The organism is Acinetobacter sp. YH12156 (assembly GCF_013418235.1).
Lineage (GTDB): Bacteria > Pseudomonadota > Gammaproteobacteria > Pseudomonadales > Moraxellaceae > Acinetobacter > Acinetobacter pseudolwoffii.
In genome coordinates this window covers 28,155-48,364 of record NZ_VPCL01000013.1, presented here as the reverse complement: position 1 = coordinate 48,364, position 20,210 = coordinate 28,155, and the positions used below count along the sequence as shown (strand labels likewise).

16 protein-coding genes and 3 pseudogenes are annotated in these 20,210 nt (G+C 43.3%); 3 read left to right on the top strand and 16 right to left on the bottom strand.

Translation table 11 applies throughout. The annotated features are described in order from the left end of the window. Nucleotides 1–248 precede the first annotated feature (248 nt). The 9 genes and pseudogenes from FTU87_RS15185 to FTU87_RS11740 all read right to left on the bottom strand — a co-directional run bounded on the left by FTU87_RS15185 (nucleotide 249) and on the right by FTU87_RS11740 (nucleotide 9,344). On the bottom strand, nucleotides 249–446 hold the full coding sequence (locus FTU87_RS15185) for a hypothetical protein (RefSeq protein WP_257220488.1): 198 nt from the start codon (nucleotides 444–446) through the stop codon (nucleotides 249–251). Nucleotides 447–617: 171 nt separating this feature from the next. Then, nucleotides 618–929, bottom strand: a pseudogene (locus FTU87_RS11775) (S16 family serine protease); the annotation flags it as partial. Nucleotides 930–981: 52 nt separating this feature from the next. Then, nucleotides 982–1,686: an IS6-like element IS1006 family transposase gene (locus tag FTU87_RS11770; protein WP_166138368.1), complete on the bottom strand. Its 705-nt coding sequence runs from the start codon at nucleotides 1,684–1,686 to the stop codon at nucleotides 982–984. A 97-nt stretch (nucleotides 1,687–1,783) separates the two neighbouring features. Continuing rightward, a pseudogene (locus FTU87_RS11765) lies at nucleotides 1,784–2,403 on the bottom strand (IS5 family transposase); the annotation flags it as partial. Nucleotides 2,404–2,942: 539 nt separating this feature from the next. After that, a complete protein-coding gene (locus FTU87_RS11760; RefSeq protein WP_306669805.1) occupies nucleotides 2,943–3,302 on the bottom strand; it encodes a monooxygenase in 360 nt (119 codons plus the stop codon). 102 nt (nucleotides 3,303–3,404) lie between these two features. Further along, nucleotides 3,405–3,515: pseudogene (locus tag FTU87_RS11755) on the bottom strand (IS5/IS1182 family transposase); the annotation flags it as partial. A gap of 75 nt (nucleotides 3,516–3,590) precedes the next feature. Further along, complete coding sequence (locus FTU87_RS11750) at nucleotides 3,591–4,040, bottom strand: universal stress protein (RefSeq protein ID WP_180000747.1); 450 nt, start codon at nucleotides 4,038–4,040, stop codon at nucleotides 3,591–3,593. A gap of 165 nt (nucleotides 4,041–4,205) precedes the next feature. Next, nucleotides 4,206–7,655 (bottom strand): MASE3 domain-containing protein, encoded by a 3,450-nt coding sequence (locus FTU87_RS11745; RefSeq protein WP_180097442.1) that lies wholly within the window; start codon nucleotides 7,653–7,655, stop codon nucleotides 4,206–4,208. A 195-nt stretch (nucleotides 7,656–7,850) separates the two neighbouring features. Next, a complete protein-coding gene (locus FTU87_RS11740) occupies nucleotides 7,851–9,344 on the bottom strand; it encodes a sensor domain-containing diguanylate cyclase (RefSeq protein WP_286380590.1) in 1,494 nt (497 codons plus the stop codon). 1,493 nt (nucleotides 9,345–10,837) lie between these two features. Between FTU87_RS11740 and FTU87_RS11735 the strand changes: the two genes are divergently transcribed. From FTU87_RS11735 to FTU87_RS11725, 3 genes are read left to right on the top strand one after another with little or no spacing between them, the layout of a single operon-like run. Further along, nucleotides 10,838–11,410 (top strand): nuclear transport factor 2 family protein, encoded by a 573-nt coding sequence (locus tag FTU87_RS11735; protein ID WP_071852190.1) that lies wholly within the window; start codon nucleotides 10,838–10,840, stop codon nucleotides 11,408–11,410. Continuing rightward, nucleotides 11,386–11,886, top strand: coding sequence for a chalcone isomerase family protein (locus tag FTU87_RS11730; RefSeq protein ID WP_071852189.1), 501 nt, complete (start codon nucleotides 11,386–11,388; stop codon nucleotides 11,884–11,886). Before FTU87_RS11735 ends, FTU87_RS11730 begins: the two co-directional genes overlap by 25 nt. Before the next feature lie 11 nt (nucleotides 11,887–11,897). Further along, a complete protein-coding gene (locus FTU87_RS11725) occupies nucleotides 11,898–12,584 on the top strand; it encodes a response regulator transcription factor (protein ID WP_071852188.1) in 687 nt (228 codons plus the stop codon). A 23-nt stretch (nucleotides 12,585–12,607) separates the two neighbouring features. Here FTU87_RS11725 and FTU87_RS11720 read toward each other — a convergent pair whose 3' ends face one another. From FTU87_RS11720 to FTU87_RS11690, 7 genes are read right to left on the bottom strand one after another with little or no spacing between them, the layout of a single operon-like run. Beyond that, on the bottom strand, nucleotides 12,608–13,930 hold the full coding sequence (locus FTU87_RS11720; RefSeq protein ID WP_180075623.1) for a HAMP domain-containing sensor histidine kinase: 1,323 nt from the start codon (nucleotides 13,928–13,930) through the stop codon (nucleotides 12,608–12,610). 39 nt (nucleotides 13,931–13,969) lie between these two features. Next, nucleotides 13,970–15,019: a cyclopropane-fatty-acyl-phospholipid synthase family protein gene (locus tag FTU87_RS11715; RefSeq protein WP_071852186.1), complete on the bottom strand. Its 1,050-nt coding sequence runs from the start codon at nucleotides 15,017–15,019 to the stop codon at nucleotides 13,970–13,972. Nucleotides 15,020–15,027: 8 nt separating this feature from the next. Beyond that, nucleotides 15,028–15,807, bottom strand: a complete 780-nt coding sequence (locus tag FTU87_RS11710; RefSeq protein WP_180075622.1) for a DUF1295 domain-containing protein — start codon at nucleotides 15,805–15,807, stop codon at nucleotides 15,028–15,030. A 25-nt stretch (nucleotides 15,808–15,832) separates the two neighbouring features. After that, nucleotides 15,833–17,029 carry a cyclopropane-fatty-acyl-phospholipid synthase family protein gene (locus FTU87_RS11705; RefSeq protein WP_100535551.1) on the bottom strand — a complete coding sequence of 399 codons (1,197 nt, stop codon included), beginning with the start codon at nucleotides 17,027–17,029 and terminating at the stop codon, nucleotides 15,833–15,835. After that, on the bottom strand, nucleotides 17,026–17,820 hold the full coding sequence (locus tag FTU87_RS11700) for a DUF1365 domain-containing protein (RefSeq protein ID WP_100535552.1): 795 nt from the start codon (nucleotides 17,818–17,820) through the stop codon (nucleotides 17,026–17,028). The genes FTU87_RS11705 and FTU87_RS11700 overlap by 4 nt, the downstream gene beginning before the upstream one ends. A 9-nt stretch (nucleotides 17,821–17,829) precedes the next feature. Further along, the gene (locus FTU87_RS11695; RefSeq protein ID WP_100535553.1) at nucleotides 17,830–19,113 is read right to left on the bottom strand and encodes an NAD(P)/FAD-dependent oxidoreductase; all 1,284 of its coding nucleotides are present in this window, start codon (nucleotides 19,111–19,113) and stop codon (nucleotides 17,830–17,832) included. Continuing rightward, a complete protein-coding gene (locus tag FTU87_RS11690) occupies nucleotides 19,110–20,096 on the bottom strand; it encodes an acyl-CoA desaturase (RefSeq protein WP_071852181.1) in 987 nt (328 codons plus the stop codon). Before FTU87_RS11690 ends, FTU87_RS11695 begins: the two co-directional genes overlap by 4 nt. Between the last annotated feature and the right edge of the window lie 114 nt (nucleotides 20,097–20,210).

Below are 20,210 nucleotides of genomic sequence, written 5' to 3'. Positions count from 1 at the left end.
ATGCATTTGTATCATCATCTTGATTAAGCCGGTTTTTCTTGCCGAATGGCTAAGAGACTTGTTTAGGTGTACTAATCAAAGTCGTGAAACTTTGATTAAAGAATAAGCGTGGAACGTGAAAAATCATAAAAAAAGCCCGGTCATGGAAACTCGGGCTATCAACTAGGAATTACAGCATTGATTTATATAGATAATTATAACGCATTTTGTATAACGTGTATTATGTTATTTTTAGGAAGTCTTTAGAGTTATCTTTCAAGTAACTGACCTATTTCTAACCTGGTATAGCCACGTTCTTTAAAGATCAAAATAATTGCTTTTTTATAGTCTTCAGAAGTAGAACTCTTATATTTAGTTATCAGTTGATTCTCAGAATTCAGCTCAAGATCATTTTTGATGGTCAATACTTCGCTAGAGATCTTGTTAAAGATATTTAGGTTAAACATACAGGCACTCGTCATCCGTATTATAGCGGCCCGACTATAACGAATACCTGTCTTAGCTACGCTAGACACCCTTGGCCGCAAGGATTACAAATTAAGAGAAATTCCGCAAGTTTTTGTCTATTGAAAGAATAAATAATCTCCTAACTGTTATCTATTTAGACAGATATGAAATTAATCCACCCCTAACCCTTTAAACACCGCATCCACCGGATCTGCATAAAAGCTGGTCTGGAACTTGGTAAACAGTTCCACAGGAATCGTTGGGATATCTGCCGCACTACTCATTGGTAAAGCAACCTTCTTGGCACCCGCATCAAAAGCAACTTGCAGACATTCGGCAATACTTTCCACCGGTGTCACTGAACCACCCAAGCTCATATCACCCAGTACCACCATCTGACTTTGTACCGATCGTCCTAAGAGGCCAGAAGCGAAAGCCACTAAACTTGGCAGAGCAAGATGGCTGAGCGGGCCGGTATTCTGGGCACTGTTGCAAATAGAAATTTGAGTCGATGATGTTCCCTTTAAAAAGTGCTTAGAGACCGAAAACTCTATTCACCAGATAGACTTCACCCTGAGGCTGACCATAATAAAATGACGAAGCTTGGCCTTTACGTAGTGCACGCATGACTTCAATACCTTTAATTGTGGCATAAGCCGTCTTCATAGATTTGAATCCTAATGTGGCCCTGATGATCCGCTTTAGCTTGCCATGATCACATTCAATCACGTTATTTTTATACTTAATCTGCCTGTGCTCAAGGTCTGGTGGACATTTACCTTCCCGTTTTAACCGTGATAAAGCACGTCCATATGTGGGTGCTTTATCCGTGTTGATCACTTGTGGAATTTGCCACTTCTTCACATTATTTAAAATTTTTCCAAGAAAACAATATGCTGATTTGGTATTACGTCTAGAAGAAAGATAAAAATCAATGGTATCGCCACGTTGATCGACTGCACGATACAGATAAGACCATCGTCCATTCACTTTTACATAGGTTTCATCAATATGCCACGAGCTCAGATCTGTAGGATTACGCCAATACCAGCGTAAACGTTTTTCTATTTCAGGAGCATAACGTTGAACCCAACGATAAATCGTCGTGTGATCAACATTCACACCACGTTCGGCCAGCATTTCCTGCAGTTCACGATAGCTAATGCCATATTTACAATACCAGCGCACAGCCCAAAGAATGATTTCGCCCTGAAAATGCCGACCATGGAAAGGATTCATATACTGCACCTTTAGCTAGAACAGTCTTCAGCTTACCATTCGTGGTTATTTGCAACAGTGCCCTTCAGCTTACCATTAGTCGTTATTTGCAACAGTGCCTGCAGCACTTCGTGTCGTACGCCCCATCGGTATAGACAGAATCTATTCGCTCATTTGGTGGGATTTGATCCAGTAAATCACCTAGTACTTGTGAATCACTGACATTATTTGTCGTAAGCTGAACGGCACGTATTTGCAGTGTTTCAGCATCTATACCAATATGCAGTTTACGCCATTGCCGACGGTATTCAGGCTGATGTTTCTTACGCTTCCATTCACCTTCACCTAAAAATTTTAAACCCGTAGAGTCGACGAGTAGGTGTAACCCATCACGACTTTTCTGATAGCTTATCGCAATATCAATATGCTTTTGTCGTCTACAGAGGGTGGAGTACGAATATCACTGATATTCGGGGCTGCTCAGCCACAGAGTTTAATCAGGCTTTGAGCAAAGCCAGTGACCATACGTAAAGAAAGACGGAATAGAGATTTGATCATTAAACAGCATTGAATCGCTGTATCGGAATAAGTTTGATTTCGTCCGTGCTTGCCTTGTGGTTGTGCATACCATTGGGTCTTAGGATCAAACCAGATTGAAATATTTCCTCGCTTGATTAAAGCTTGGTTATACGAGGACCAATTGGTTGTACGGTAAGTTTTAGGTGCAGGCTTCTTCATCTGGAAATTATATTGCTAAAGAAGCCCTCAAGAATAGCTTTGTGCAACAAAGCCATCTTTCTCTAAAAATCTAAGATGAGTTGAATATAGCATACATTCAACTCAACTAATGAGCCGAATGTGTTGGTTAATTAGCTCATCTATTTATCTAGGACAGTTTTAGAATTTTTCCTGATTCCATCAGATCTCTAGGGGAAAAGTTATCCCCAATTGCTGTAGATAAAAGCGGGACAACTTTTAGCCTTTTTTGTACGCCCTGGCGCACAGACATTTAGGGATTTTGCGGCTAGGGGATCTGTGCTTTTTTACTTATGATGAAATCATGCAGGAACAGGAAGTTCCGGAACAGAAAACAACAACGATAAGTTCTAACACTAGGATAGTGAGGGTAGAATAGCAGCTACCAAAGATCGCACTGTAAAAAACCCTGGCAGGATGTCAGGGTTTTTTATTGCTTGGATTCTCAGACGAAATGCAACAGAGATTAATTTAGGTAGGAAGTGGGATGAGATAGTATCTTGCTTCCAGACCGACCAAAGTCAAAGTTGCACAATGAAGTGGGATTGATTAATAGCAGACAGTGGTAAATTAATTTGGAAAATTTTCCCCCGAATATCTTTTATTCCAAAATTTTTCAGGCGTGCAGTATGCATTTTTAAATACTTTTCTGCATTATCTTGACTATCAAACAGGTAAATTCCCCCTGCTTCCTGAGCATCGCTATTTTCTGTCCATATTTTCCAGATCATGCCAGCTTCCTGATTAATACTTTCTGCAAGTGTTTGATAGGCGCGACTCATCTCTTCTCCAAATGGGCCTGGCGTCGGAAAGTCTACCTGAAGAATAACAGCCATGGTTTTATCCTCTACCGTCCAATAGCAATCTTCATACTCTAGCATTTTGCTAATGATTTTAAAGAAAAATTAGTCCTAAAATTGACTATTAAAAATTTTTGAATTTACTAGGCACCGTTGATATTTACTATTTATAATTAAAACTATGAGAATAGCTTCAATAAAATTAAGTAAATTTGAATTATGATGAATGGATAAATTACGCAGAATAACTTTTAAATTTTGCCAGTGTTGATCTTTCAGCATGGTACGAGGCATATCGAATAGTGAAATTAGGTTTGAAGATTTGATTTTACTACTTCGCTATTTGTTAAGCTAAAATGTCAACACACCCTAATATTTCATGATCATCACTGGTAATTCGGTTGAGCGAAGTACAGCTGTGGCCACACTTCCGAGTCTCCATTTTTTAAAACCTCTGCGACCATGCGATCCCATCACAATGAGATCAGCCTGTATCTGTTTGGCAGTTTTCACAATACTTTCTTCAAACACTACACTTTTTAGGACTTTAGTTTCAACTTGAACGCCCGCTGCATATGCAATTTCACTTGCTTGTTTTAATACCTCTTCTGCATTCGCATAAGCTTGAATAAAGTGTTCTTTCATTGGAGCAGAGACATAATAATAATAGAAATCTGCATCTGTAAATGGATCTTCAGAAACCAGACTGATGAAGGTCAATCTGCTATCGAATACCTGAGCAATTTCGACCGCATGTTTTACCGCGGAGAATGAAACTTTTGAACCATCAACTGGTACTAAAATATTCTGGTATGACATCGATAATGCTCCAAATACGAACTTTCTATTCAGTTATAGATAACATAAGCATGTTAGCGCTTCAATTTAAAGCATTAAACAATATCAAATTTATCCGGAATACTACTTAACTAAAAAATAAGTGAATAGCTTTTTGGCTGCTATTCACCTGATGATCAAGACTGCTTAACTTGGCAAGACGTATCCCTTTTCCCTAATTAAACGTACTGCTGCATCACATACTTCTACATCATAAATCGTTCCACGTCCTTTTAAGATTTCTGCAAGCGCAACCTCTATGCCTAAAGCAGGACGGTATGGGCGATGCGTAGCCATTGACTCGATCACATCGGCCACCGTCAGAATACGCGCCTCAGGATGAATCTCATCACCTTTTAATCCTTTAGGATAACCTGTCCCATCCATGCGTTCGTGATGCTGACCAATGATTTCAGCAATTGGAATATTGAAAGGAACATCCTTGAGAATTTCATAACCAGCCTGCGCATGACCTTTCATCATTTCCATTTCCAGATAGGTCAGACGAGTAGGTTTGGTCAGAATTTCGGAAGGAATTGAAATTTTACCAATGTCATGTACCAATCCAATCTCTTCCATCTGCAGACAGCGTTTTTCATTCCAGCCCATTTCCTTGGCAATCGCACTGGCAATCAGCCCGACACGGCGTTCATGTCCCGCTGTATAAGGGTCGCGTAATTCCACCATGATCGATACGGCTTGTAACGTACCATACATGGTAGCTTCCAACTGCTCAAGCTGTCGGGCAATCTGGTCCTGTGCCTGCTTTTGCTCGGTAATGTCCTGTGCCATCACAATCGAGGCTGGCAAGCCATCATCCCAAGTGATGCGACGGCTATGCAGGGCAAATTCCCGGATCTGGCCATTTTGATGTCGGAACGGAACCACACAGGATAGGCTCGAATATTCTGCAGCCTGATCCTGCTCTTGGTTAATCAGTGCCGGTGTGTCTGCGGCCATGGTGCTAAATTCCAGAATATTATGTCCAATGAGTGCTGCAGCAGACCTGCCCAGCATATTGGCATAACTCGGGTTGACATACAGATAGTGATTGTCGCGCAGCACATACATCCCGACCACGGTTTGTTCCACCATACCCCGGAAAAGCTGTTCACTGTCTCGTAATGCCTGTTCAGTTTTGCGGATGGTGGTCAGATCATTCCAAGCCAGAATCACATCATTGCCGACAATCGCCAGTGTTCGCTGAGCAATACGCTGACTACCATCTTTAGCTAACAGAGTAATTTCAGGAAATTGCACCTGTTTACCGTTTTTTGCCAGTTGCAATGCCTCTTCCCAGTTCTGCTGCATAAACTGTCTTTGCTCTGGATTAGGCGCCACTTTTTCCAGCCAGGCTTCCCGATTTTGAAAATCTTCCAGACTATATCCCAGCCATTTTTCATAGGCCAAATTAACCGCAAGAATTCGTTCATCCTGTACGGAAATAATATGCATTGGCACGGGAGACTGCAAAAATACCTGTTGGAAACGTTGTTCCATCTGCTGAGAATAGGTCTCGGCAGTTTTACGCTGTTGCTCCGCTGAAAAACGCTCCAACGCAGAAGAAATGTCCCTAGAAAGATTTTGCAACAGTAGAATTTGCTCCTCATCAAATTCTACTTGCCTTGTAGTATACACCCCCACTAGCCCCCAGAAATGTCCATCAAGCAACAACGGGATTAATGCTGCCTGACTTATCTTTTCCTGTTTTAAGTACTGTCTCCATGCCTGGTATTCTGGTGAAACATTCTCGTCCGCGTCATTGATCAAGGAATAGGCATAGACATCTACCTCTGGACTGGTATTTTTCACCTGATGCAATGGAGTATTTTCATCTTGCTGTAAGAGAGTGCGTAAAGTGGGCATAATATTTGCGCTAATATTATGATGGAACTGAATCATCAATGGACTGTCAGCTCGATCCTCTGCTTTGATTGCAATTAAAATTTTAGCAAAACTACCCAGATTCAACAGCACCTGCTGCAACTCGGTTAGCAAATCTTGCCGATTCTGGCTATGCGCAATCACCCGGTTGGTTTCAATGAGCAGCTGATAGAGATAAGTCAACCGTGCTACACGCCTTTGTGACTGTATCCGGGTATATACATCGGTAATCTGACCGGTGATATGATCGATTAAACTCTGCTCTTCATCTAGAAAAGTCGGGGCATCCGCTGCCGGATCATACCAGATGCTTAAGGTGCCGAATTGCTGAGTCTCATTGGCAAAGACTGATTGCAAAAAAGGCATCTGAGCCGGAGGGGCTGTACCAAAAACACCCCAGTCACTATCAATCTGCAGCTTAACCCGCTCCGGAGAAGATAAGCCGGAAGGGATTGTCTGCATCACTTTGTGCAACAGCTCGCTCATGCCGGTATGGGTATTATTGCAGAGTTGATTGATCTGATTCAGACATCGCACTTCTTTTACACGTTCCTGCAGATCCTGCAGCAAAAACTGGCGATCGGTAATATCGTGTACCACCATGACCCAGACGGTTTTTTTACCCAGGCGTTCTGCAAAAGGTGCCACATGACACTCAACCGTTTTGTGATCCGGCAAGGTCAACTGGACTAAAAACTCTTGCGGAGCCTGCTGCAATCGGGAGCACACCGGGCAATCTTCGGCCTTTACCCGAGGATCATGCACCAGTTCATGCACAGAGCGTCCGCTCAATTGTGTCGCTGGAATGCCGTGCAGCTGGGCTGCCGCCAAGTTGACCTGCTGAATCATTTGGCTAGAAGTGACAATATAGGTTGGATCAGGAATGGTGTCATAAGTGCTGGCAGCCTTGGACAACATGCTAAAAGGCTCTTTAATGGTCGACTCGACCAATGCCATATAAATGAACCAGTACGAATAGACTTTCAGAATATGCCCCAGCAGATTGGCATCGGCATATACGGACACATATTGGGTAAAGGCAAATTCAGAAGCCATCATGGTCAGCATGGACAGGCTGACCCCAAACGTCAGTTGAGGCGATAAATATTCGCGGCGCTGCCAGACCAGCACCAGTGCTAACGCCAGAACCGCAATAATCAGATATTCACTGTAAATTTTAAAAGGGGTCAGGCCTTGCTCATCAACAAAGGCGGTTGGAAAGAAACCCAACATCACAGCGCTGACAATCCCCACACTGAACAGACCAAAAAACAGGTTCAATGCAAGAGGCTTGATCGCCCGTGTCAGCATAAAGGGCGCAGCGAGCATGGCAAAGGCCTGCAATAACCGGGCACCAATCCATAATTGAGTGGCCTGATTGGCACTGTCCACCGGAAGAATTTGCATGCCTTTATATAGCAGGGTGTGGAACAGGTCAATAAATCCACACCAGCCAAGCGCGATGGCAATGAAAACCACAAAATAATTTTTAGTAAAATGCCGTGACACCACGGTCACAATCAGCGCTGTGAGCGCGATAATGATTGAAATCAGTTCTGCCACGGTATGGGTAAATAGGAAACCAAAACTTTGATTGGTCCACCAGATCAGCAAGGCAAAAATCGTCGGTGGAATCAGCATCATATAAGGAGAAATAAACGACTTGAGGTCGAATACATCTGGTGAAAATAAGTCACGAGATGATTTTGGCATAAAATTCCCCAATGAAATTCACAAATAGCCTTATACAATAAGGTTATTCAAGGTTTTTTATTTGTTGAAAATTCACATGTTTATTATAACATTGAGCCAAGGTAAATATTCCGTAAATATATTCATAAAATCCTTTACTACTAAAAAAATACGCTAGATCTCTCTATGCAATTTTCATCAGTAAAGGTCTAAAAATCAACGCGTACAGTTGCGTCCTTCACGCTTGGCCTGATACAGTTTTTGATCTGCCATGCGCAATACTTCCTCTACATCGTTAGAACTATTTGGCCAGTAAGCAATCCCAATGGAAATGGTCACTATACCAATTTCTCCCATTTCAGTGAGCTCAACCGCTTTTCGTAACCGCTCCGCTGCCTGAAAAACTTTTATAGGATCTGAAGCAGCCATTAAAATAATAAACTCCTCTCCTCCCGAACGGCAGCAGACATCATTGTCTCGGAAATGATATTGCATCACGTTCGCTAGCCTTTGTAAGACAATATCGCCTTTGTCATGCCCATAGGTATCGTTCACCTTTTTAAAGAAGTCGATATCTGCCGCCAGCACAGCAAAATCGGTACGCATACGCACAAACTCTTCGATAAACAGGTTCATTCCACGGCGATTGTATAAACCAGTTAGGGGATCAGTATTCACTGATTGATTCAACTCATCAATTTTTTCATTGAAATTTTGACAGCTCAGCATCAGAGAATTTTTGAATTGATTGACTTCAAAATACGAAGGTTTAATTTCGTTGATTTTATCCTGAACATCCTGCCGACTGAGCATACTGGCCATTTTCGCCAAATGGTTTAAAGGCAGTGCAATCAAGCCCGATAAACGCCAGACCACAAAGAAAATGAATAAATAGAATAGGCTAATCCCGATTGATACCTTGATAATAATACTGTTGGCTTGAGCAAATAACTCATTAATCGGCTGCTGTGATACCACAATCCAGCTCACGCTGGGAATATGCGAGAAACCGACCAGGCTATCTATGCCTTTACTGTTCATCAGACGGAAAGCACCAGCCTGTTGATGAAGCATCGTGGTCAATCCATCACCGGTCTGGACTTTCTGTCCGATTTGCCGAGTATCGGCATGAAAAATGATCTGTCTTTGATCATCCACGACGTAAGTATAATTTTTCTTGTAGCCATATTTGGATGCCAGCATTTCACTTACCAGATTCTTGCTTTGCAGGTAAATCGTTCCCGCAATAAAACCTAAATATTTTCCTTGATCATCAAAAACCGGCTCAGAAACAATGACGATCAATCTATTGGTTGAAGACCAGTACGGTGAAGAAATATAAGTTTGCTTACGTTTAATCGACTCGGTAATACCGTGGGTTCTATGAATTTTTCTAGAATCAATTTTCAAGGTTTTTGGGGAAAATGAAATGATCCGTCCTTCCCGGTCAGCTAAAAAAACACTGTTGAAATTGCCTGACTGACTTTTGAGACGTAATATTTCGTTTCTTGTTAAATTTTCATTAGAAAAGTTTTTTCCCAACAGATTGGCGCTAAATCTTAAATTTTTTAGGATTTCTTCAAACTGATAATTAGTGTGTGCAGCAATTCTGGAAGAATATTCGGCATTCAGGGCCAAAGAATTGTCGATCAGGCGCTCTTTGACCGTATAGTTAACAAAGAATAAAGAAAAGACAAACAGACAGGTCACGCTTAAGATCGTTAGCAATAATATTAAGCTGCGCAAGTTCAAATGGAGCGCTGATAGAACCTGTCTCAATAGGTCAATCCTAAGTGTTGATTTGTGATACTTATATCATAAAAAACCTTAAATCGATTGCTTGTTTCATGAACATTAGTGTCAGCAACATAACCAACAAATTGCCTCCCTTCCATTGACCTCTTTTCACAAAGTAACTGTGATTAAAAAATACTTATATCCAAGTACCAATGCATACTTTAGGCACTAAAACAACATAATTTTCCCGAAATTACCCTTCAGTAAACATCAATTAGCCTTGTTAATACAGACGTTATGCATAATTTTCCACAAGTTATTCTTAAATAGACACTCACTACCCTTATTAATACAAAAAATTCACATAATTTGTCCAAAAATTATTCTTGAAAAAACATCTATCATCTTTATTAATGTACAAATTCTACATAATTTTTCCAGAATTATCCAAGAATAGACATTCAGTTCCATGATTCATACATAAATTTCGCAAATTTTTACCTTAGAAAATTTAACTTTTAGATCATAATTTATTTACATATATATGATTCAACATTAACTCATATGAAGTTCTTTATTTTTAATAATTATTTTGGAACTTAATAATTATCATAAGATTAATTTTTTATTCAAATAAGAAGATTGTATTTATGATTAATAATTAAATTTATAAATAAATTATTTCTTATACATATATATTAAAATTCAAATTTATTTTGAATAAAAATTAAGCAATCTATTTAATTATAAAATAATAAATTATATATAAAAAGTCTAAATAAAATAAAAATACAGGTTTTGATGTGGTAACAGCCTATAAAAATACAGGTTTTGATGTGGTAACAGATCATGAAAATACAGATTTTGATGTGGTAACAGAATTTAAAAATACAGGTTTTGATGTGGTAACAAGCTTTTTTTGATGTAGTAACATAGGCCAAGTATATAAAATGATCAAAAGTACGGACATGTACCATACACTTGATCAAGATGAAATTTATTTATTGTTTTTATGTATAATAGAAATGAATTTATTAATATTTATGATAATTAAAAGGAAGATGAAATAATATTCAGTTTTTGAATATTTAAATAAGAGTGGTTATATATTTAGTATAATTTAAATATTTTTTTTATTTTGATGAATAAATTGGATCATTATAATCATATTTATTTCCTAAAAAGATCTCTGTTAATGATTTTCATGAACTTCCCCACTCATTGAAGACAATCCACATACATCTCATTTTTTCGTACTTCTTAAATTATGAAAAGTTAGCTCAGACTACTTTAATACCACTCAACCTTATCGCCTTGATGTTCATGTTCAAACTCTCCTTAATCTATTAATCAGTCAATAAGTGCTTTTTTTGAGAAATTTCCTTGAAGAATCTTTCATCCTCTTCACATTCTGTTCACGACTTTCGGCCTAAAGTATCAGCATAGACCTAATACGGATAGCCAATATGAAACATATCAAAAAAATACTGCTAGCTACCTTGTCCTTACCGCTACTAGTTTTAGCAGGATGTAAAAGTATTCCCAGCTATTCAGGTGATTATGCAAAATCCAGAAACCAAATTCAGGGAACTGCGCTGGATCAGGCTAAAGCCCAAGACATCGGCATTCGCTTTACTTCAGCTTTTAATACTTTAGGTACACCTGCATTTATTGAACGAGCCGGATCACTCTATGCCGATCAGCTGTTTATTAACGATACCCTATCGCAATTTTCATCACGTCAAAATCTACTCCAACATTTTCAAGGGATGAACAAGCGTGTCAGTAACGTGAATGTCAAACTATTAAATACCTCCTATTACCAAGACTCTGCCTACGTGCACTGGCATATGGCCTATGACTTTAAAATGTTTGGCACGACTCGAACTATGGATTCTTTTGGTATCAGTGAAATCAAAGTCAACGGAGACAAAAAAATTATTTTCCAGCAGGATTTCTGGGATCCGGCCAATGGCCTGTATCGTTCTTTACCTTATGTTGGAGGAGCCTATTCATGGGTACTGCCATTCAAAAAGTAGTATTAAATACGGGACTACTGATGCTCTGCAGTTTCAGTTCATGGGCACATGCCCAGAATATGAATCAGTGTGGTCGTGGTCCACTTCTGGTAGCTCAGAAACAGGTTGGCGTCGCCCGTTATTATGCTCAGAACTGTACAAAACCCTGGCAAGGCCAGAATATGCAGATTGATTTTTCTTATACACAAAATATTCCGGAATGGGCTTTCAAGCGTGCAGCGACCCATTTTCTGAAGCGCAATGAGCGAGAGTCTAAACATTTAATAGTATTAGATAGAATCACCCAGCTTTATAAGCCGGTAAAACCGGGTGATCTCTATCGCTTAAGCTATCAAGCCGAGACTCAGACCCTGACCTTGATGCTAAATCAGCAGGTGTTAGGCAATCTTCAGCATCCGCTAGCACAACAATATTTTAATATCTGGCTGGGATCGCAGCCATTTAGTGCTAAATTAAAACAGCAATTATTGAATTAGTCTCTGCCGTTATGTCCAAACATTTTATCCTGATGGTCGAAGACCATTATGAACTAGCCTCTACCTTATGCGAGTTTCTGGAAGAACATGATTTTGTGGTGGATCATGCCCGCAATCTGAACGCTGCACGCCAATTACTGAAACAGCAGCGCTATCATATTTTGCTTCTAGACATTAATCTGCCTGATGGTTCGGGTTATGAACTGTGTGAATGGCTGCGTCATGACGAAGGGTTGGATTTACCCGTACTGATGTTGACGGCGCGCGATACTCTGGATGACAAACTCAAAGGCTTTAATTCCGGCACGGATGATTATCTGGTTAAGCCCTTTGATTTTAATGAGTTGGTGGTTCGGGTCAAAGCCTTAATCAAACGCTCATTGGGTGAAGTTTCCAGTAGTCGCCTGCAAATTCATGATTTGATTCTGGATCCCGCAAGACAGCAGCTGACTCGGGCTGGACAGACGATTGAACTGCCCCCGATTCAGTTCAAACTGCTGAAACTGCTGATGCGTCATTCACCTAAAGTCCTCACCAAACAGGAAATTATGCTGGAACTCTGGGGTGATGAAGAGCCGGAAAGTGATGCCTTGCGCAGTCACATTTATAATTTACGTAAAATGGTCGACAAGCCTTTTGAGCAGAAACTGATTCATACCATTTCTGGTGTAGGTTTAAAGATTGCTTTGGAAGCTTAAGTCTAAACGTACAAAGCTGAAACTTAGTTTAAATACACTACCACAATCAGACCGGTCGTCATTGCCAGATCAATCTCTGGATGGGTACTGAGATAATACTGCCGGTCAAAGAGTTCGACCCGCCAGCCCAGCTGTTTGCACAACTTCTGTACCAGTTGCAGGCCAATACCATGCCCTTTGATCTCCAGTTGCAACTGCTGGCCAGACAGCTCCTGAACTTTAGAATTATTTGGCAAAGAGATGCCGATTCCATTATCAGCGATCAATACTGTATTTTTCTGTAGAATCACATCAATTTCTGTACCTTGCGAATAATTCAGCGCATTGCGCAAAATATTGCCAAAGACCATTTTGGTCATCGATGGATACAGTTTACGTGGCTGCTCATCGAGGTCTTTTTGTAGGTCGATCTGCATGCCTTTGTTGTGGCTGACACTGTCCAGATCCTGTACCAGATTCTCCAGACATTCTGACAGCATAGTGGGCTCGGCCGTCAGGGTGTTGGTGGTATTTCGGGCGATAGCCAGTAAGGTATCGACCAGCAGCTGCATGTCTTCAATAGTATTGTGCAGGCGGGTAAAGGATTTGTTGTCACCATAGCGTGCCTGACACAGTTGCACATTGCCTTTTAAAATCGTCAATGGCGTGCGCAGTTCATGACTGACATCACCGGTAAACTCACGTTCGCGCTGAATGAACTCGCTGAGCACCTGATGATATTTTTCCAGTGCCTGCTTGAGATATTCTGCTTCCAGATTGGAGTCAGTACGGATGTCCTGAAAAGGCGAAGCCTGATTTTTCTGATGCTCCCAGTCGATATGTTCCAGTGCATTGGCCAGCCGGGTAATCGGAGAAAAATAACGCCGGGCGCGACGGTTCCACCACCACAATACGCTATACAGCACGAACAGGCTGACCATTAGTGGTGCCAGACCAAACAGCCAAACCAGCTTGTTCACGTTACTTTCGCCAAAGACCAGCAGCACATGCTGCCTGTCTTTTTCACCGTAGACGGTCATGCGCTCTTTACCATCGACAAAATGCCGATTTACGCCTTGCTCGAACTGCATGTGCTGAAACTGCACAGGGGGGGTATCATACCAGCGATAACCATACAGGTTTTTGGTGTCGGGAAGTTCGGCGGCCGGATTGCGTTCCAGCCGCTGCCAGTAATGTGACATTTCCTGTTCCAAGGCGGTGCGCAGCAAAAAGCCTTTGATCACCCAGGCACTACAGGCAATGCCGATCACCACCGACAGGGCAATGAATCCGATTTGCAGCCAGTAATAGCGGTTAAACACCTCACCCAGAGGATGATCGCGTTTGTCCCTAAACAGCTTTAACATTGATCAATTCCCCGCTGGCGCATTCGATTCATCGTTCAATTATACGGCTTTCTTTTTAAACAGAAAGTGGCCGATCATCCACTCGCGTCCATGCTCATAACCGAACAATTCGGCACAGGCCATAAAGAAAATCCGCCAGCGTTGCCACCAGATGGCCGCATCTGCGCCATAGGTCTGCTGAAACAGGGGCTGCAGCTCAGCCTGCTTTTGGTCCATATTCTCCAGCCAAGCATTTGCCGTGCGTTCATACTGGGTACCGGCCCATTGCCAGTGCTGCTCCAGCTGCAAATGCTGCTGAAAATGCAGGAAAGTTGAGGCTGCCGGCATCAGGCCGCCACTAAAGAAATATTGCGACATCCAGTCAAATTCATTTTTGACTTCAAACGGATAATGCAGGAAACGGTGACAGAAAATATGGCACCAGAGCAAGCCATCAGCTTTGAGCCAGCTGCTGATATTTTCAAACAGTTTCTGGTAGTTGCGCACATGCTCAAACATTTCCACCGAAACCACACGGTCGAAAGCAGCCGATTCCAGTTGCAGTACATTGACATCGCAGGTGATCACCGTCAGGTTTTCCAGTTTTTTCAGACGGGCCTGTTCCTGAATATACTGACGCTGGGTCGAGGAGTTCGACACTACAGTGATGCGGGCTTTGGGATAATGCTCTGCCATATACAGACTGAGTGAGCCCCAGCCGCAACCAATTTCCAGAATATCCTGTCCATCCTGTAACTGTGCACGCTGACAATAGCTGGCCAATGCTGCTTCTTCTGCCTGATCCAGTGTAGTATGCGCCTGTTCAAACAGGCTGGCGCTGTACTTCAGCCGCTTGCCCAGCACCGCCTGGAAAAATGCGGTGGGCAGTTCATAGTGCTGTTCATTGGCTTTGTCGGTCTCGATGGCAATTTCGCTGTTTTTCAGCATATGCAGCACATCCATATAACGCTGTGCCGCCAGTGCCGGGTCAAAGCGCCCTTCCTGTGCCAAACGTTTTTTGCTTAAAGTGCGAATGCCTGCGCGAATCACCGGGTCGGGCACTTTGCCGCTTTCGATCAGTTTTAAAGATTTTTGAATCATAAAGTCCATGTATTTACCTACTCTTTGGGTGGCCACGGAATAAACATTGAAGTTCGTCGTTGATAGTCTTTATAGTTGTCGCCGCGATGTGCCAGCGCCTGTTGTTCACTAAATGGAATTCCGGTGATGTAGTACAGAAACAGCCACATCAGCAGCGGATAAACCCATAATCCATACACACCTGCTGCCAGACCGAGAACCGGATAGGCAAACCAGTGCAACCATTCAAAAAAATAATTCGGATGACGTGAATATTTCCATAAGCCTTGGTCCAGGGTTTTTCCTTGGTTTTGTGGATTCAGTTTGAAACGGTAGAGTTGCTGGTCGGCTGTGCTTTCCCCGATCAGCGCCAGCAGCATGATTATGCCAGCCACCAGCACTGTAGCCTGTGTCCAGTCATTCCACTGCTGGACCGGAATATTGAGCAATTCCAGCATCGGGTAGGAAAACAGTGCCACCAGCCCGGCCTGAAACATAAAAAAGGCCAGAAAACCGAGATGCTGATAACTGCCCATGGCACGGCGCATATTGGCATAGCGGGTATCTTCCCGGGTTTCATTGGCATAACGGCGCAGCAGATGCCAGGTTAAGCGTAAAAACCAGATGCCGCTAAATACACCCAGAAATACCCGAACCAGCAGCGGTGCAGTTTCCATGACCCAAGCCGCAATGATGACATTAAGCGCAATACTGAAACTCCAGGCCACATCCACCAGACCCGCTCTGCGGTTATAGGTCACCAGTACCCAGCTACACAGCATGATGAAGACATTCAGCAAAAATAAATCCAGCAGCATATCAGTCCTCCTGTTTTATCGTGGCCTAGTAAGCACTGGCTTCAAACAGCAGATGTACATCACTGATGACGCCTTCGCGGAAACCACCCTCGCAATAGCATAGATAAAAATCCCACATACGGATAAAGCGCTCATCGAAGCCGAGTTGCAGTACCTGTTCACGTTGTTCCAAGAAGCGCTGACGCCAGCAGTGCAAGGTTTGGGCGTAACTTTGGCCGATATCTTCAAGATGCTTGAGACGCAGTTTTTGCTCGGAAGCGGACTGGGTCATGATACTGATGCAGGGAATAAAACTTCCCGGGAAAATGTAACGCTTGATGTAGTCCACGGTATTCAAGGCTTTGGCATAGCGGGCATCTTCAATGGTGATGGCTTGAATCAGGGCCAGACCATTCGGTTTCAGCAATTCACGGCATTTGTTGAAATAGGTCGCTAAGTATTGCTCACCCACGGCCTCGATCATTTCTATCGAGACCAGCTTATCGTATTTGCCTTTCAACAGACGGTAGTCTTTCAGCTGGACATCCACGCGATGGGATAATCCTGCTGCCTCTATTCGCGCGACCGCTTCATCATATTGTGCTTGGGAGATGGTAATGGTGGTGACTTTACAGCCATAATGCTGCGCGGCATAAATGGCAAAACCACCCCAACCGCTGCCAATTTCGACCAAATGATCCATTGGTTGCAGCTGCAGTTTCTGGCAAATCAGTTCTTTTTTATAATCGGAGGCCTGTTCCAGGCTCATGCCCGGCTCTTTAAATACCGCGCTGGAATACATCATGCTGGAATCCAGGAACAGCTTGAAAAAGTCATTGCTCAGGTCATAATGCTCGGCAATATTCTTACGGCTGCCATCAATCGAGTTTTTGCGGGATTTGTACCAAGTCTTTAGGAAGAATTGGCTGGCTTTCGCCAAGGTGTTCTGATTCATCCGGTCCAACACATCGCGATTGCGCGCCAGAATGCGAATCACATTGACCAGATCTTCACTGCTCCAGTAGCCGCGAATGAAACCTTCTGCAGCACCGAGTACACCATTGCGGAACAGTAGATCCATCAGGCGGCTATCATGCACCTGAATCACGGCATACAGATCACTGCTCTCTCCCACAATCCCGTTCCAGACGCCTTTAAAAATCAGCTGACCATGACGTAATTTCAGTAGATGGCGCAGTACCACCGGCAGTGTGCTTTCTTCTCCCATAAACAGTGTTTTCATAACAAGGTGTTTCCTTTTTCTTTGCGAGGATGCCGGTAAAATGGAATTTTTTTCTTCCATAAGCGAAAGGCATGCAGATAAATTCCACCGACCATCCTGAAGGGCTCAAGAACTTTCAGCACAGCATAGCGATGCTGTTGTGAAGGAACTGTGATGGCTTGCAACGAAAATTGCATGGTGGCATCAAATTGCAATATTCCCTGTTGGAACAGCTGCATATGAATCACATTGCTTTGATCGGAAAAGCTGAATCGCCAGCGGTAATCCAGCGCCATCGGCATGAAGGGCGATACATGAAAGGCCTTTTTGAAATCAAACTGGTGGCTCTGGTACGGCGTATGTTCGGTCACATTGTTCCGGCAGTCATGGATATAGACCTGACGTTCATTCCATGGCGTATTGGTAATTTCGCTGAGGATAAAGATCAGCTGGTCGGTGGCATCAAAGACCAGATAAAACACCACAGAATTAAAGCGAAATCCGAGTGTACGTGGCAAGGCCAGAACCCGGATGGACGCAGCATGCGCTAGCAGATAATTTTCCCGCTTGATCAGCAGACGTGCGACCTTCTGCCGAATCGAACCACATTCCATGGTCAGAAAATCACGTTCATCCAGGGTCAGGAAATTCCAGCGATTGCAAGACCAGAGCCAGGATTTTTCAGTAAAGCTTGAGAGCTGATCAGGATCAAAGTATAGATAGTTCAGCCGGGTCTCAAAAGCATGCGCTTTGGGCAAGAAACGGCGATGCCGGATTTCGGCAGAGGCAATCGCCAGTGGATACATTTGCATCATATCCTCCTAGGCGGCCTGCTCGGCCTGTTTTAAGAGCTGATCGACCACCCATGCAGCGCTACGGGCACCATCTTCATGAAAGCCCCAGCCCCAGTAAGCGCCACAGTATGAGGTGCGGTTCTGGCTATTGATTTCAGCCCAGCGTTGTTGTGCTTCAATCGCGGAGGCATCAAACACCGGATGTCGGTAATGCCGTTCTACCCAGATTTTTTTCGGATCGAGGGTGAAATTAGGATTCAGAGTGGCAAAGACCTGAGTCTTGCATTGCAGGTTTTGCAACTGGTTCATCCAGTAACTGAAACCATAGTGCATACCACTGTGCTGGAAAGGTGTCTGTTCAGCTGCCTGACTCGGGGTCACATGCACATGCCAGCTGGCCCACTGACGTCTGGATTTGGGCATGATGCGGGTATCTGAATGCACCACCATACGGTTAGCCTGATAGCGGAACTTGCCCAGCACGTCCAGCTCCTGCGCTGTCGGGTCTTTAAGCAGTTTCAGGCTGTCGTCAGCATGACTGGCAAAGATCACCCAGTCAAAACGCTCACTGCCCTGTGCTGTTTCAACCAGTACATCATTGGCACTACGGGATACATGGAGCACACCCGTTTTGCGGAAAATAATATTCGTCTGGGACTGAATCGCACGAACGTAGCGAGCCGATCCACCTTTCACCGTGAGCCATAACGGCCGGTCTTTCAGTTGCAACATGCGATGGTGCTGGAAAAAGCTCACCACAAATTTATAGGGAATCTGTCCAGCCTGTTCCACCGGACAGGACCACAGCGCTCCACACATCGGATAGAGATGTTCCTGACGAAAGGCATCGCTATAACCATGTTGATTTAAATAATCATCAATACTGAGCTGTGTATCGACCTGTTCCACATCCAGATCTTTATTGGCTGCATAGAAACGGAACAGATCCGACAACATCGCGCGAAAATCAGTATTAAGAAAGTTTTGAGGTCGGAACAACAGCGAGAATTTTTTTGAAGGATTGTACTGTAAGCCACTGACCTGATTATTCACCGAAAAGCCCATGTCACTGCTTTGCGATTGAATCCCTAGTTCTTTTAGCATCGAGCAAAACAGCGGATAGTTATGCTCATTAAACACAATAAAGCCACTATCCACCGCAACCTGTTCACCCTCGATATTCAGCTGATGGGTATCGGTATGACCACCAAAGTAGTTATTCTTTTCAAAGACTGTGACTTCATGCACTTTGCTGAGTTTCCAGGCAGCGTACAGACCGGAAATACCTGAACCAATAATTGCAATTTTCATGGTGATTCCTTCGATTGAATCGTGTGAGTGTCGGCAGTAGCAGCTTTTTTATGTTTTCGAGCCTGAGCGATTTTACTGGCTTCATAAATCCGTGCCGGAATGGGCTTGAGGCCCCAGACCAGTCCCAGCCAGGACATGAGTTTCAGCAAGTAATAGGTCACATCAATCTGCCACCAGTAAAAACCCTGCCGGGTACTACCAGCATAGTAATGATGATTGTTATGCCAGCCTTCGCCTAAGGTGATGAGTGACAGAAATAAATTGTTACGGCTGTGGTCATCCGTCTCAAAATCACGGCTGCCATAATGATGCGCCAATGAATTGATGCACAAGGTCGCATGGATCAATAACACCGTGGAAACCACAAAGCCCCAGACCAGCAATTGCAGGCCGGACGTCCCGAGTTGCGGCCAAGTGATGGCCAGCCATTCGCCTAGTGCATAAATCCCGCCCGCAGTCAGCAACACCACAATCAAACTAAAACGGTCCAGCCAAATCAGTTCTGGATATTTCAGCCAGTCCTTGATCACCTCTTTACGCGTAGCAAAATTATATTCATTCAGAAACCAGCCGACATGGCTATACCAAAAACCATGCGTGGATGAATGTGGGTCTTGCAAGGTATCGGTATAGCGGTGGTGATAACGGTGATGAGCTGCCCACCATAGCGGGCCACGCTGCGCACTCATGGTGCCGAGCAATACAAACAGGAACTGTATCGGGCGTGAGGTCTGAAAAGTTTTATGCGACAGATAGCGATGAAAAAAAGCCGTGATGGAAAACATGCGGATCAAGTAGAACGCGACCATAAAGCCAAGCGCAAACCATGACACACCGACCCAGAACACAGCGAAACAGGCCAGATGCAGCAGAATAAAGGGTAAAATCCGGACCCACTGAATCTTGCTATTTTCAGCCGTCAGTGTTTCGGTTGGTGTCGATATAGACCAGCTATCTATCCATCGCATCAGACTTTTCAACATGGACTCATCCTATTTCGAGCAACTGTCTTTATTCCATTTGATGAGTCTAATCAGTCAGATATGAATTTTATGTGAAGTGAAAAAAAGCCGAACTGTAAGAGACTAAGCAGTTCG